This window comes from Cognatundibacterium squillarum (assembly GCF_014652435.1).
Taxonomy (GTDB): Bacteria; Pseudomonadota; Gammaproteobacteria; order Burkholderiales; family Burkholderiaceae_D; genus Undibacterium; species Undibacterium squillarum.
In genome coordinates this window covers 84,619-98,533 of the sequence record NZ_BMYU01000002.1, presented here as the reverse complement: position 1 = coordinate 98,533, position 13,915 = coordinate 84,619, and the positions used below count along the sequence as shown (strand labels likewise).

Below are 13,915 nucleotides of genomic sequence, written 5' to 3'. Positions count from 1 at the left end.
GTTCAGAACAGCGATAACTGTCCGGCGTCTGCAACATTCTGTATGCCGGACGTCAGCAAATCCGGCCTGAAATCCGCCGTACTCAGACCTTTAAAATGGCGACCGCGGTCCTTAATGCCACAACGTGCCGCTGCTTTTTCAAACCGCTGGCGTATCAGATCAGCCCAGATGCCCGTCCCTTTCATCCGCTGCGCAAAATCTGCCACATAATCTGCTCCGCCGCGCATATCACGTACACGGTTCATGACCCGTGCCGCACGTTCAGGATAATGCGTTTGCAGCCATTCCTGAAACAAGGGATTCAGTTCCTGCGGCAAACGCAGCACGATGTAGCCCGCACTGTGCGCACCGGCATCTGCGGCGGCTTCGATCACTTTTTCCAGATCCGGCTCGGTGATGAAAGGAATGACCGGCGCAATGCTTACACAGACCGGGATGCCTGCGTCGCTGAGCGCGTATGGTGCGCAAGCGGCGCGCCGGTGTGGTGGCGCGCGGCTCCAGAATACGCGCCAGATCAGCGTCCAGCGTTGTCAGAGTAATGGCGGCCGTCGCCTTCTGCTGAGCAGCAAGGTCTGCCAGTAAACCAATGTCACGCTCGATCAGCGAAGATTTGGTGATCATCGCCACCGGATGACGGGAACGATGCAGCACTTCCAGCACCTGTCGCGTAATACCGAATTCGCGCTCACAAGGCTGGTAAGCATCGGTATTCACACCCACAGCAATCGGCTCGGGCTGATAGCCGGGCTTCAGCAAGGTTTTCGTCAACAGTTCCGCTGCATTCGTTTTGGCAAACAGACGGGTTTCAAAATCCAGCCCCGGCGATAACTCCAGATAACTGTGGCTGGGTCGTGCATAGCAGTAAATACAGCCATGCTCACAACCCTGATACGGATTCAGCGACACCGAAAACGGCAAATCCGGCGACTGGTTACGACTCAGTATCGTTTTCGCCTGCACCGCTTGCACCTGCGTTTTCAGCGAGCGCTCACTGTCTTCAGAATCAATGTCTGATAAGGGGTGCTGCCACCCGTCATCTTCTGCACTGCGTTGCTGCTGATGAAAACGGTGCGCAATATTTCCGATTGCTCCACGCCCTTTTGTCGCGTGCAAAGCTACCTGTACCAGCGGTTCGGCAGGTTCAGCAATACGAATAAAAGTGCGGATTTTACGGGACATAAGAAAATACTGATCATATATACAGTATTTTAGATTGTAGCGTATTTCCAGCATACGACTGGTGTTTTTTTCTGCACTGACACATTGCATCTGATGCCACTTTAGTCACAAAAATAGCAGTCCGGCGCGAAAACGAGCAAAGTACAGTATCGATGATTATCAGACCATGACGGAGACCATCACCATGCGCCTTTCCCCTTTACCGCTGGCACAACTCAGTTTGTCAGTGGCCCTGGCTTGCACCGCATTTACCGCCTGCGCGGACGAAACAACGACAGCCGCCACCGCCAGCCAGCCAGCAGAGACCACCGCTCCTGCAATTGAAGTGAAAGCCTTACGCGATCCGGCCATCATGCCGTATAAACAAGCGTATGAAATGTTAACCGGTATTCAGAAAGCAACGCAGGATAAAGTAAGGGTCATCATCCGTGTGCTCGCATCCGGCACCAGACAACAGATTCCGGATCTGCAAATCCGGCTGGAAAGCAACGAAAACCGCTGGCCGGTGCCGGTCAGTGACAAAGGTATTATCGATGTGCCCGTGATCGCCAAAGCCTATGCGGAAGGGGCGGAATTCGTGACGAATCAGAAAAAAGGCAGTCTTGGTGCCGACCTGACGCTGGTACCGGTGCTGCCGCCGGATGGTTTCAGCGCCGCGCAAATCCGCGACAGTCTCGATGCCGGCCGCACAGCCTTACGCGAAATGGTCCCGTGGTACTACCGTATCTTCATTTCAAATCCCAAAGGCGTCGCTGTTTGCTACGATAATCCGCATCAGCAAATCGTGTTACGCGGTCAGCAGGAGCGCGTTGTCGCTGCGACCGAAGCGAGGAAAAATCCTTATGGCAGTAAATGGTTTTGTGGAAATTTCATCGCACGCGAACTGGAAAATGAACAAATCCTGCCCGCTGCCGGTTACCACCTGTTGTATCTGTAAAACTGAGTTTTCACACAAAACATCACGCCGCGTCCTATACTGAATTTGTCTGCCGTCGCGGGAGAGCATCATGGTCAGCGCTGCCGAACTGTGTGAACTGATACGCGAAATCGAAACCGAAGACCCGATCGATTTCGCCGACTTACCGTTTGATGATCAGGCGCTGCGACAGCAAGTTGCCAGCGACCTGTGCAACATGAGCGGACAAATGCAAAACCTGAGTGCGGAAGACCGGGAAATCACATTAATGGCGGTCGCAGCACGCCTGGTATTAGAAAATCTGGTACTTAATATCCAGCTATTGCGCCAACATCATCTGGCCACCGATGCCGAAATTCAGGCCCTGCTCAAGAACATAGGAAAAACCTGAGCCGTCTCAGCAGCACATGCTGAAACGGCTGCATCACCTTTGCCACAGACCGTGGCGAACAGCTTGCCGGAACCCCGATGACGACTACACTGAAATCAAAAGGGGGAGATCACGATGCTGGAAGGCATACGCATTTTAATCATCGGCGCCAGTCATCTGGCCACACCGGGCTATCTGATTACCGGTCTGCACGATCAGTTGCAGGCCAAAGGTGCGCAAGTGCACAGTATCGGCGTCTGCGGCGTCACGCCGTCGGCCTGGGTCAGTGAAACCCAGGGTTTGTGCGGCAGTGCCGAGCGCAAGGGTAAATCCCCGCCACGACTGTCAATACTGCGCGCTGCCCATACCACGCCTGTCCGCACACTGATTGCGCAAGACCAGCCGCAATGGGTGATTGTGGTCATGGGCGATACACTGGCCGGTTACAAAGAAGGGAATTTTTCACGCCAGTGGGCATGGACGGAAGTGCAGCAACTGACCTCTCAACTGGAACAAAGTCAGACCCGCTGTATCTGGGTCGGCCCCCCCTGGGGCAATGACGGCGGTGCGCTGCAGAAATCCAATCAGCGGGTTAAACAAGTCTCGGATTTTCTGGCAGAGCATGTCGCCCCCTGCCGCTATATCAATTCGCTGACCATGAGCCGTCCCGGTCAGTGGGCAACCGCTGACGGCCAGCATTTTTACGACGATGGCTACCGCGCATGGAGCACAGCAATCACCCGCGAAGTGCTGCAAATCGTCAACAGCCGCTGAGTCTGCTGACGCGCCGCTGGCTGATGTTCGGCAGCGGCTGGCTGCTGCTCGCTTATCTGCAAGGCTGGCAGGCGGGCAGCGCAACGTTGCTGCTGGCGGGTGTTGCCGCCTTCCTGATCTCTGCTTTACCAGCGCCCCTGCGGCGCGGCGCAGCTTTATGTGTATTGATGTTACCCGCGGTGCTGACCGCCACCGGCAGCATTGGCGTGCTGACCGGGTTTGCCGGTAACAATCAGCATCAGCACTGGACCGGCATCAGCTTCGTTTGCGCATCGCTGGCTGCCGGTTTATACCGCGCACCGCTGACCATGCCGCAGTGGCTGGATTGTGTGCAGCCCTGGCGCTTTAATTCCGGTCCCTGCGCACTGCCGGATACACGCTCAGCACCACGGCGAATTCAGACACGACGCCTGCGTTCTGCGCTGAGCTGGATATTGCTGGGGGCATTCTTTTACAGCGTGCCGGCTGCCGCCTTATCGCCGCTGTTACTGCTGCGACAGTCATTTGCCGCGCCGGACATTCTGCTGTTTGCACTGGTGTTTGAACTGTATGTGTATTTCAATTTCAGCGGCATCAGTTTCATGGTGTACGGTCTGCTGAAACTGGCCGGTTTGCCGGTTATCCTGAATTTTCAGGCACCGTTTTCTGCACGTCATGTCCCGGAATTCTGGCAGCGCTGGCATATCTCACTGTCACAAGTGCTGAAACTGTTGATTTTTCAGCCCTTGCGCCCGTTGGGCGGCATCTGGCTGGCGGTACCGGCAGTCTTTCTGATTTCCGCGCTGTGGCACGGGGTGACGCTGAATTTTGTACTGTGGGGCAGTTTCCATGCATGTGCCTGGCTGGTTTCGCACAGTCTGATCCGGCATGGCTGGCGTCGCAGTGCACTCGCGCTACTGGCCCCGGTGATTCTCACCGGCCGGCTGATTTTCTCTGAAGCCGACACCCACATCCTGCTGCATAAGTTGCAGCAACTGGCTGGCTGGCGTGATGCGGCAGACAGCTGGATCAGCGGTATATCCATGGACTGGCAAACCGCCACCGGCCTGATGTGTGTCGCGGTCTGGATTGGTTGTGAAATCGCTTTTCCGCGTCAGGTCAGGCATTACCGCCTGTTGCGCCGCACGCCGGTACAGATCGCTTTGTTGCTGCTGATCCTGCTGATCGGGCGCAGCGGGCTGGGCGGTGTGTATGGTGCCCGCTGAACGCATAAAACTGGCAGAAATGCGGTGTTCAGCACAGGGATCCGGCGCTCGCCGGCAGAAAGTGCGGTTGTCCGAAAATAACAAATGCTGATTTCAGCACATTGCCACACTCATTCCGCACGCGACAACAGCCTTTTTGCAGCCCAGCGCGCATCCTGTGCACGCTGAATGCCATCCTGCTCAGATCCGGCGGTGGCACCGTCAAACAACACCAGCAAGGCATCCGCCGTGCGCTGTGGTTCTGAGGCACCGGCGTCCGCGCACCAGGCCACCAGTTGCTGTTGCAGCCACTGGCGCTGTTCACGTGCGACGGTACGGGCAGGATGCGCCGCATCCGGATATTCCGAGACCAGATGCTGCACCGGACAACCACGGAAATCCGGCTGGCTGACCCAGTTCAGTAAAAAGTCGAATAAGCCCAGCGCACGCTCCGCCGGCGGCAGGCTGCCGACTTGCGCCTCAATCTGCGCGCGCGCATCCAGCGTTCGTCTTTGTATACAGGCAGCCATCAGTTCATCTTTGCTGCGGAAATGCGTGTACATCGAAGCTTTGGCCACACCGGCATCCGCCAGCACGCGATCTATGCCCACGGCGCGGAAGCCTTCCTGATAAAACAATTGATCGGCACTATTGATCAGGCGTTCGCGCACGCCGGTGCCGGATTTTGCGGAAATTTTTTTTGTCGTCATGTGTTGACAATACAGACCGGTCAGTCTAAAGTCAACTCCGCAAACAGACAGACCTGTCTGTTTTTTCATTCATTCAATGATCAGGAGTGCAATATGGGATTTCATATCGAAGGCGCCGTGGCGCTGGTAACAGGGGCAAATCGTGGTATCGGTGAAGCGCTGGTTGACGCACTGATCGCTGCCGGTGCGGGCAAAGTGTATGCCGCTGCAAGGCAAATCACCGATCTGGCAGCACTGCAAGCACGCCACGGCAACAAACTGGTGGCAGTACAACTGGATGTCACCCGCGCGGATGACATTCAGGCCGCCGCCGCGCTGGCAGGCGATCTCACGCTGCTCGTCAATAACGCCGGCGTGGCAGCTCATATGGGCAATGACTTTGCTGACCCGCAATGGCTGAGCGCAGGCCGCACGGAAATGGAAGTAAATTACTTCGGCACGCTGGCCATGATGCAGGCATTTGCCCCGGTGCTGGCACGTAACGGTGGCGGCGCAATTGCGAATGTGGCTTCCGTCGCGGCGCTGGTAAATTTCCCGCTGTTCCTGAGCTACAGCGCTTCCAAATCCGCCACCCATTCCGTCACGCAGGCCGCCCGTCTGGCACTGGAAGGGCAAGGCACACGGGTATTCGGCATCTACCCCGGCCCGGTTGATACCCGTATGGCAGAACAGGTGCCTTTTGACAAAGTCACCCCGGCCGCCGCTGCAAGCGCCATGCTGCAGGCAATGCAAGCCGGTCAGGAAGAAATTTATCCGGATCCGGTGGCTCAGGAGTTCGGTAAATTGTGGCACAGCAAACCGAAAGCGCTGGAAGACCAGATACGCGGCATGATGGCCGGCTGAAACTGAGTCCGCTGACCATCGTCACAAAACGTCCGCCTGCAGCGTGCAGGGCGGACGTTTTTCCGTTGCGGTCCGGCATGCCGGCTGATACGCATTCATCTCTTCGCATAACCCTGCAACCGCCCGAAACCACCTGAAATGCGGGTTTCTGCACAGCCATCCGGCTCTCGCCGGCAGAAAGTCCGGCGATCCGGAAATCGCTGATGCGGAAGTCTGCACAATGTGCAGGCTACCTTCAGGTTTATTTCGCGCCGCTTTCGTTGCGGCTGAAGCAATCGTTGAAGACGTCTTCGATGATGGTGTTGCCTTCACTCAGTCTTGCGCCGCCATAGGCCAGATTCAGGGTGGCGCTTAAAAAGTCGGCTGGCAGTGTCGGAATGCGTTGTTTGATGGCTGCCTGCACCTGATCGCGGTTTTTGCCGGCATTGCGCTGGCGGGCGGCGTACTCCAGCAAGCGCATTTTACTGAAGCAGGTTTCGGCTTTGGCACGATGCGACGGTTGCGGATTCAACTGCAGTTTCTCAGCACAACGGTAAAAACGCGCACCTGCCATCGCATTGCCGGATGCATAGGTTTTGTCTTCAAACGCGGTAAAGTCAGCGATTTCTTCGCGGGCAGCATTTTCCCCCATGATTTTCCTGCTCGCCTGCTTTGCCTGTTCCACTGTCAGCTCACCCTCATCAATCATATTCGTCAGATGCCAGGTGCGTTTTGCGTACATCACACAAAAATTGTATTCCGGCGCGCCACCGGCGCCCTGTGGCACAGGAAAGCCACCCAGACCACCGAGATCCGGATCTTTTGCCGCAGACGGGCTTTGTTGTGCCTGCGCAGTCAGCGCAATGGCGCTCAGCGTCAGTATCAGTAATGTTCGACGGCGGAAGTTCAGCATGATGTCCCCTGAGAAATAATATCGTTATGGTTTGTTTTGGAAGAATGTTGCCGGTCTGCATCTGACAGCCAGCGCAGCAAATTCTGTTCACCACCGGCACTGAAAGCAAACACCCGCGAATCCGGTAATCGTCTTCCCCAGCCCAGCGCGGTAAAGCGTAACAGCAGCAGATTCCCCAGTAAACCAGCCAGATGATGGCGGCGCTCGCTCCAGTCCAGACAGTGGCGGCAAACAGGACGTTTACCGGGTGTCAGGTCTTCCGGCGTGATACCGATCTGCGACAGCACTTGCTGGCCGTGCGCCGTCAGCGCCATGCCCTGTTCGCCCACCGTCAGGCAAGCCGCCTGCAGCAGCCTGTCGTACACCAGCACCCCCAGCTCACCGGCCAGATGGTCGTAACAGACCCGCGCCTTGCGTAACGCCGGTTCACGCGGACTGGAACGCAGCCGCAACGCACCGCTGCGAAACGCCACATTCATCAGCGATTCCAGCAACTGCGCGACATCCTCATTCGCCAGCCGGAAATAGCGATGCCGCCCCTGCGCCTCGACCGCCACCAGACCTGCTTCCAGCAATTTCGCCATATGGCTGCTGATGGTTTGCCGGCTCACACCGGCAATCTCCGCCAGCTCGGTGGCTGTCAGCGCCATGCCGGACATCAGCGCCGTCAGCACTTCCGCACGCGCATGGTCACCAATCAGTGCAGCAATCGCGACAATATTCGGGCCGTCTTTCATCGTATTTTTTCCGGAACTGAGTTTACATCTGTGTTTTATCGCCGCGTTCAGCAGCCCCGCCATAGTAACAGCAGCGCCGCCCTGCACCCTTCGATCCGCATCGAAGCATCGCGGCTACGCTACACCGTATAGTCCTGCCATCCGCTGCAACGGCAGCATTTATCGGGAGAAAAATCCATGATCACCTGTTTTATCCGCTATCAGATTGACCCTTTTCAGCGCGATGCATTCAAAGAATATGCCGACAACTGGGGACGGATTATTCCGCGTTGCGGCGGACATTTGCTCGGTTATTTTCTGCCGCATGAAGGCAGTAACGATATCGCGTGGGGTCTGATCGCGTTTGACAGTCTGGCTGCCTATGAAGCCTACCGTGCCCGTCTGCGTACAGACGACGAAGGCCGCGCGAATTTCCGGATGGCGCAGGAAAAGCGCTTCATCCTGCGCGAAGAACGCAGCTTTACGGAAGTGGTGGACAGTACTTTTCTGAAGCAGGCAAACCATGATTGCCGTGATCTTTGAAGTCAGCGTGCGTGAAGACGCGCAAAACGCTTATCCGGACGCTGCAGCGGCGCTGTCCGGCGTATTGCAGCAGGCCGACGGGCTGATTTCGATCGAACGTTTTCAAAGCATCAGCACGCCGGGCAAGCTGTTATCACTGTCGTTCTGGCGCGATGAAGCTGCAGTGGCCGCGTGGCGCAATCAGCCGCAACACCGCATCGCCCAGCAAGCCGGACGCGAAAAATGGTTCGCCGGCTACCGCCTGCGCGTTGCCAGCGTGCTGCGCGACTACGGCATGCATGAACGGGCGCAGGCACCGGCGGACAGCAATCAGCATCACCAGCCACCTCCTTTGGAAGCGTGAATCTGCAGCGGTCGCAGAAGTCGCGTGACGGTTGGCGGCTGCATTGTCTTCTGCCGGCTCCGTCAGACGGAAGCGAGCGTAATTATGCAGCTATCGTCATCCACTGTTTTCGGAGCGCCGGACTTTCTGCCGACGACCGCCGGATTGCTGTGCGGAAGTCCGCATTTGGGGTCAAAATTGGCTTTTCGGGCATGTCCAAGCCGGTTTTGGCGTCTGAATGCTGCTGACAGAACTCGCTGCGTTCCACTCTTCAGCTAACGGAGTTACTTTCGATATTCAGCTCACCATCAGGCAAATTTCATGCTGCAGGAATTTCCGGAATTTTTCTTCATCGCTAAGCTGACTGATGCTGCACAGAAGAGCCGTATCCCGGCGGCAGATACTGCCGGATCAAACCCAAGCACTCCTCAATTTCATCAAACCCGTCAGCAAAAATGCCACGGTATCACGTATGCGTGAAGCGGTGAAGCCAGCCATTCATCTGCGTTTTGACGCTACCGTGTCAAAGGAATTCCATTCCACACAGGCCGCGTTTGTCTTGCGTTATGAACGAATATCCACCACTTCCCATTCCCCCAAATAAAGGGCAGCACAAGCTGCCCATTAATGGTTACTGGCGAACTAAAATTAACAAAGACATCCCGGTATTTGTCCTGACCGGATCATTACCGACGGTTTCTGTTGAAATGTCCCGACCGATTAACAAGCCGCCTCCGACTGGGCTGAGAACAACATTTGTTCCGGCCAGATTAATCGTTTTACTGTTTTGATCGAAGTTCCAGTTCAACGTGGTTCCAAGAACGCCATTGCAGCCGGAAATCAGCTTGTTATTGAACGGGGTTACGTCAGTCACCCCGTTCGTTGTTTTTCCATAGCCGGAGTTCGGACTGACTTCTTCGCCGCTGTTTGCGCTGCAAGTTAAGGTCGCTGTGTAGGCAATATTGTTGCCGTTATTGACGGCAGAAAACACGACCGTTCCCAATGTCTGCCGGACACTGACATACGCCGTACCGACACCTGTATCCAGCATCATCAGTTTATAGCTGCCGATAAAGTCATTGATCGTCAGAGTGCTGTTGGATTCCATTTTGGCGACCCTGGCCGACAGTGCCGATAAGTTTGAATTAACACTGTCAATTGCAGTCGCCAGTGCCTGGAAATTCTGGTTTACCGCCGCCGCACTGGCGGGTTGTCCCGATGTGAACGTATTCGGAACAGTGGTTGCTGACGCATGCAACGCAATGAACATGGCACTGATAGCGGTGAGCTTGATGAAAGACAATTTCATGGTGTATCTCCTGTAAATGATAAAAATGTTTTTTCAGATGACCAGGTCAGCGCCATTGCGCAGTTCCCCAGATACCGCTGCTGTCCCACCGTAAAGTGTCTTTTGTGACCGGCTGTGTATCGACCAGCGGGTAGTTTGCCAAGGTGACTGCAGGGACCATTACCGGGTGTGTACTGTCTGCCTGTTGCGAACTCACTCCACTCGACGCGGTGACAGCAGCAAGCGAATCGGCGAAATGAGAAAGTACTTTGTCAGGTACCTCGCCTTTGGCAATACGATTGGCAATATTCACGACCTTGTCCGCCTGCGTCGCACCGGCACCATCGGTATTGGCTGCCAGTGCCAGAGCAGCGAGTTTGAAGGTGGTAACGTCGGATGTTTTTCCGTTCGAGACATTAAACACAGGCGGTGCCATCGCTTGTGACAAGGAGAGATTCAGCACGGAGCTGGCAACCATTGTTGTGACACTATTGACGAGTTCAGCTGTCATCGTCTCTCCGTCAGACACACGTTTGTCCAGTACTGCCGCAACGATTTCAGTCAACGGTGTGATGGCGATACCGCTTTTGACAGAGCCAACGTCAGGAATAACGCTGCGTAAGATCGCCTGGCTGGTTTCGGGGCTACCGGTTGCCTCATTACGATAGGTACCGCTGACATACAACGTGACCGGGTACACAGCATTCACCGGCATGTTCATATTCGCAACGCTGCCATTGATCGTACCGGTCGCGATAATCTTCCCTGAAGAATCTTTTGCCGTCACTGATCCGGAGGTATATGCCCCCTTATACGGTGTTACTACGATGGGAATGCCCGGATCGTTGGGAACGTCAACTGTGTTATTCGAAGGAGAAGAGCCGCCGCAGGCTGCCAGCAGTAATGCACAGCAACTGGCTGAAAGCATAAAAAGTACTTTTGGAATACGCATCATGTCGCTCCCTTTTACTGCAGAGCTGGCAAGGGTTCACCAGGCTTCACGCACTTCGGCAACGTTGCACCGGCAAATGAAGAGAGCATGCCGCAGCGGTAGGACTTACCACGAACCGTCGCAGTGAAAAACACTTGCGTGCCATTCAGTGTGTTGTCCTTACGCATGTCGGCAATACTGATATCCGTCGGTTTGACAGCGAATACCTTTGCTGTGGCCTCAGCCACTTCTTTTTCATCGACCGTACCCACGCCCAGCTTTTGAGCAACAACAGGTGCGAAAGAACATGCACTCACTTGGACGACTAACACTGCAATCAGTACGCTGCGAAAAACAATATATCCAGACTTCATCGGGCTCTCCTTAAAATATTTCCAATAAACGGCTGTACAATCTGACCGCTTAATTTCTAATTCGCCCGGACTGCTCGAAAGGTTCGATTTTTTTGCAGATTTTTTAAAAAATGTCGCTGCGCCCTTTTTTAGATCATTTGGCAACGTCTCCTGACGAGATGCGCCAGTTTTTTCAGCATGCGAGAAGCACCATGTTGCGCGTGCTCGGATACCGGTTTCCGAAGATCCCGCATCAATTGCTGGAAGACGCCGTCATGCAGACGTTTAAGCAATTATGGGGCGATCAGCTTGGACAGTTCTCATCTGTTCACCCAGTCCATACTGAACTCTTCAGAGCAGAGCTCATTCGTTTCCTGGCAAGAACAGTCGCGTTTCGTCGTTTGCTCGATATGCTTGAACAGCACAAGGATGAGATTTTGTTGCGTGACCTGATCACTTCGAACCAGGACGATTGCTCAGACGATACGATGTATGAGTCACTCATGCCGAAAGAAGACGATGATCCGATTCATGACGCTTTGGAAAATCTTCAGTTAGTACAGCGTTTACAACGATGTGTTGATCATTTGACGCCGAAATTAAGTGAAGTGATTCGTTGTGTACTGGGTGATTTAAGGCAAGCAGATACAGCGCTGATGCTTGGTATTCCCGAGGGAACTGTTAAAAGTCGTATCAACGAAGCGGTTAAAAAGCTGAAGCGTTGCATGGGTATTCATTCGGAGGATGTATGAGCGAAAACATACCCGTATCAAAAGAAGAGGCACTGTTGCTGACCCAGCTGGAACGATTGTTAACAGATGCTGAGTTACAAAGCCTGCGTCAGGCACTCTCTGAGGATCCTTCATTGGCAGGAGATGCACGACTGATTGCTTTACTGGAAAACTTGCGCCTTGAGCAGCGTATCGCGCAAAACGAAGATACCGCATGGCTGAAATTCAGGGAACTCGCCCGGCAAAGTCAGGAGGCATCGCCGGCTGCGAGCGAACAATCACAACCTGTATCACGCTGGTTTTCGTGGTTGGGACAATGGTTTTCGCCCTTGCGTGCAGCAATGCCGGTATTGGCAACGGTCGTTATCATTGCACAGAGCGGTGGACTGGTGTGGCTCTATAACAAGCCCGTATCACAAATTGAGCCTCAAACTGACACAAGGGGAGGCATTACAACGCAATGCCCGGCAATACTTGTGCGCCTGAAGTCGTCTGCGACGATAGAAGATTTAACGCGCATATTGACGCAAGGACAGATGCAAGTGGTAGCAGGACCTGACGCTAAGGGTTACTACCGTATCGTCGGACAAACCAGCTTGCCGGACGATGGCGTTATTTTGTTGAAGGATATAGCGACCGAAATCAAACCCGCCGACGATTGCAGTCAGGCACACAAGTCACTGTGAACAAATCCTCCCGGTCTTCATTTTGGATGACCAGGATGATTATCAAGATCGCTATGGACCGGAAAACGACTATTTAGGTGATTGAGGTTTACTCCACCGGTCCATATAATTTTTAATCGTACTGCTGTTATTCCTTAACTCTTTCGCCAGCTCCTCTGGACTGTAATTGCCGCGACGGACATTTAAATCCAGCAAATCAAGACGTGCACGGCCATATCCGGTACTCGCGGCTTCCTTGAGTAAGCTTTCGGCACGCTGATAATCTCTTGGAACCCCTTTGGGCGCTTCAATCAATAGTTCAGCCAGCAGGGTCTGCGCTACCGGAAAATGTTTGGCGGCTGCCTGCGAGAGATATTTCACGGCCAGTACCGGGTTATAGGGAACGACACCATTGCCCTTTTTGACTGGCTTGGATTCCAGTCCATATCCGGTATGCACGGTTTTCATACTGACTTGTTCGGGCGTCGCATAGACCAGTCCCAGCGTCGTTAGCGCCAGTACATCACCCGTTTTCGCTCTTTTTTCCAGAGTGACTTTGCCATTGACATCAAAATTCATCGCGTTGTACTGGATTGCTTCGTCCAGTCGTGCGAGATTTTCATCCCAGTACTTTTGCAAGGCAGCGGGTTCAGATTTTGTTTCGGTGCCGCGCTGTACTCCCGCCAGCGGCGTGTTCTTATCAGTTTTTGATAACTTGGCTAAGGGTTTTGCTGTGGAAAGCTGAACATCATTGACCAAACCACTGTTGACCCAGGGGATTTGCGTATCACCGGTAGCCTTACTGACGTCGGCTTGTGTAGCCAAGATCGCCTGCATCAGGCTGAGATCCTGTTTCAGGATATTGCGGTTAAACGCCAGCGAAAATTCGCTGTTCTTGCCAGAGCCATCGCCTGCCTGCGTCCCCGGTGCGGTGGAATAGAATGTCAGTGTCCCGTGCGGTGGCGTCGCAGGATCAACCATACCCTGAGTCGGTGCGCCCCGCATCAGCGGATTACGGCAGGCATCAATGATCAGAACGGATACCTGTGCATTGCTCTGTGCCAGAACGCTTTCAATCCAGCGTAACGAAATGCCATCCCGCTTGAGATCCAGAGATTTCAGTGTGGATAAGCGTTGATCAATTGGAATAAGGTAGTTAATGTTATCGACAGCAATGCCGTGACCTGCGTAGAACAGCAGAGCGATATCCGCATCTTTTGCGACAAGCGAGAAAGTCTGCAAGTCGCTTTTGAGTTGTGCAGCGGTACGATCCGTTGCCAGTGTGGTGGCAAACCCGAGTTGCTTCAGACTATTAACCGTCAAGGTAGCGTCAGAAACTGGATTCTTCAGTTTTTCATTGCTGGCGTAGGCTGCGTTGCCGATGACAAGAGCGACTTTCTTTGGTGTGGATGCATTAGCTAAAGCGAGGGATGTACTCAGGCTGTATACAGCCAGTGCGCATAGTGACTTTTTCAGTATTTTCCGGCGGTCTGCCATG

General features: G+C 54.2%; 16 protein-coding genes and 1 pseudogene. 9 read left to right on the top strand and 8 right to left on the bottom strand.

The genetic code is table 11. From position 1 onward, the window contains the following. Positions 1 to 2 precede the first annotated feature (2 nt). A pseudogene (locus tag IE092_RS04720) lies at positions 3 to 1,233 on the bottom strand (PA0069 family radical SAM protein). A gap of 130 nt (positions 1,234 to 1,363) precedes the next feature. Between IE092_RS04720 and IE092_RS04715 the strand changes: the two are divergent. The 4 genes from IE092_RS04715 (at position 1,364) to IE092_RS04700 (ending at position 4,444) form a co-directional block, all read left to right on the top strand. Continuing rightward, the gene (locus IE092_RS04715) at positions 1,364 to 2,116 is read left to right on the top strand and encodes a hypothetical protein (protein WP_189355883.1); all 753 of its coding nucleotides are present in this window, start codon (positions 1,364 to 1,366) and stop codon (positions 2,114 to 2,116) included. Positions 2,117 to 2,186: 70 nt separating this feature from the next. Continuing rightward, positions 2,187 to 2,486 carry a hypothetical protein gene (locus tag IE092_RS04710; RefSeq protein ID WP_189355882.1) on the top strand — a complete coding sequence of 100 codons (300 nt, stop codon included), beginning with the start codon at positions 2,187 to 2,189 and terminating at the stop codon, positions 2,484 to 2,486. Between the two features lie 114 nt (positions 2,487 to 2,600). Further along, positions 2,601 to 3,239 carry an SGNH/GDSL hydrolase family protein gene (locus IE092_RS04705; protein WP_189355881.1) on the top strand — a complete coding sequence of 213 codons (639 nt, stop codon included), beginning with the start codon at positions 2,601 to 2,603 and terminating at the stop codon, positions 3,237 to 3,239. After that, on the top strand, positions 3,188 to 4,444 hold the full coding sequence (locus tag IE092_RS04700) for an MBOAT family O-acyltransferase (RefSeq protein ID WP_189355880.1): 1,257 nt from the start codon (positions 3,188 to 3,190) through the stop codon (positions 4,442 to 4,444). The genes IE092_RS04705 and IE092_RS04700 overlap by 52 nt, the downstream gene beginning before the upstream one ends. Before the next feature lie 110 nt (positions 4,445 to 4,554). On the opposite strand, the gene IE092_RS04695 is transcribed toward IE092_RS04700, so the two are convergent. Then, positions 4,555 to 5,133 (bottom strand): TetR/AcrR family transcriptional regulator, encoded by a 579-nt coding sequence (locus IE092_RS04695; RefSeq protein WP_189355879.1) that lies wholly within the window; start codon positions 5,131 to 5,133, stop codon positions 4,555 to 4,557. A gap of 93 nt (positions 5,134 to 5,226) precedes the next feature. On the opposite strand from IE092_RS04695, the gene IE092_RS04690 reads away from it, so the two are divergent. After that, complete coding sequence (locus IE092_RS04690; RefSeq protein WP_189355878.1) at positions 5,227 to 5,976, top strand: SDR family oxidoreductase; 750 nt, start codon at positions 5,227 to 5,229, stop codon at positions 5,974 to 5,976. 241 nt (positions 5,977 to 6,217) lie between these two features. Here the strand turns inward: IE092_RS04690 and IE092_RS04685 are convergent, their stop codons facing one another. Together IE092_RS04685 and IE092_RS04680 are read right to left on the bottom strand one after the other, a co-directional pair. Then, positions 6,218 to 6,868, bottom strand: coding sequence for a hypothetical protein (locus tag IE092_RS04685; protein ID WP_189355877.1), 651 nt, complete (start codon positions 6,866 to 6,868; stop codon positions 6,218 to 6,220). Further along, entirely contained in the window at positions 6,862 to 7,605 is a 744-nt protein-coding gene (locus tag IE092_RS04680) for an ArsR/SmtB family transcription factor (protein ID WP_189355876.1), read from the bottom strand. The genes IE092_RS04685 and IE092_RS04680 overlap by 7 nt, the downstream gene beginning before the upstream one ends. 177 nt (positions 7,606 to 7,782) lie before the next feature. On the opposite strand from IE092_RS04680, the gene IE092_RS04675 reads away from it, so the two are divergent. Then, a complete protein-coding gene (locus tag IE092_RS04675) occupies positions 7,783 to 8,127 on the top strand; it encodes an NIPSNAP family protein (protein WP_189355875.1) in 345 nt (114 codons plus the stop codon). Continuing rightward, positions 8,108 to 8,470 (top strand): antibiotic biosynthesis monooxygenase family protein, encoded by a 363-nt coding sequence (locus IE092_RS04670; protein WP_189355874.1) that lies wholly within the window; start codon positions 8,108 to 8,110, stop codon positions 8,468 to 8,470. The genes IE092_RS04675 and IE092_RS04670 overlap by 20 nt, the downstream gene beginning before the upstream one ends. Before the next feature lie 610 nt (positions 8,471 to 9,080). Here the strand turns inward: IE092_RS04670 and IE092_RS04665 are convergent. From IE092_RS04665 to IE092_RS04655, 3 genes are read right to left on the bottom strand one after another with little or no spacing between them, the layout of a single operon-like run. Further along, entirely contained in the window at positions 9,081 to 9,758 is a 678-nt protein-coding gene (locus IE092_RS04665; RefSeq protein ID WP_189355873.1) for a hypothetical protein, read from the bottom strand. A 46-nt stretch (positions 9,759 to 9,804) separates the two neighbouring features. Beyond that, positions 9,805 to 10,692, bottom strand: a complete 888-nt coding sequence (locus tag IE092_RS04660; protein WP_189355872.1) for a hypothetical protein — start codon at positions 10,690 to 10,692, stop codon at positions 9,805 to 9,807. An 11-nt stretch (positions 10,693 to 10,703) separates the two neighbouring features. Beyond that, complete coding sequence (locus tag IE092_RS04655) at positions 10,704 to 11,186, bottom strand: hypothetical protein (RefSeq protein ID WP_189355871.1); 483 nt, start codon at positions 11,184 to 11,186, stop codon at positions 10,704 to 10,706. Here IE092_RS04655 and IE092_RS04650 point away from each other — a divergent pair. Together IE092_RS04650 and IE092_RS04645 are read left to right on the top strand one after the other, a co-directional pair. Beyond that, positions 11,153 to 11,773, top strand: coding sequence for an RNA polymerase sigma factor (locus tag IE092_RS04650; RefSeq protein ID WP_308427105.1), 621 nt, complete (start codon positions 11,153 to 11,155; stop codon positions 11,771 to 11,773). The two genes, IE092_RS04655 and IE092_RS04650, sit on opposite strands and share 34 nt — an antisense overlap. Further along, positions 11,770 to 12,438 (top strand): hypothetical protein, encoded by a 669-nt coding sequence (locus tag IE092_RS04645; protein WP_189355869.1) that lies wholly within the window; start codon positions 11,770 to 11,772, stop codon positions 12,436 to 12,438. The genes IE092_RS04650 and IE092_RS04645 overlap by 4 nt, the downstream gene beginning before the upstream one ends. 69 nt (positions 12,439 to 12,507) lie before the next feature. On the opposite strand, the gene IE092_RS04640 is transcribed toward IE092_RS04645, so the two are convergent. Beyond that, a complete protein-coding gene (locus IE092_RS04640; RefSeq protein ID WP_189355868.1) occupies positions 12,508 to 13,914 on the bottom strand; it encodes a caspase family protein in 1,407 nt (468 codons plus the stop codon). Position 13,915 lies beyond the last annotated feature (1 nt).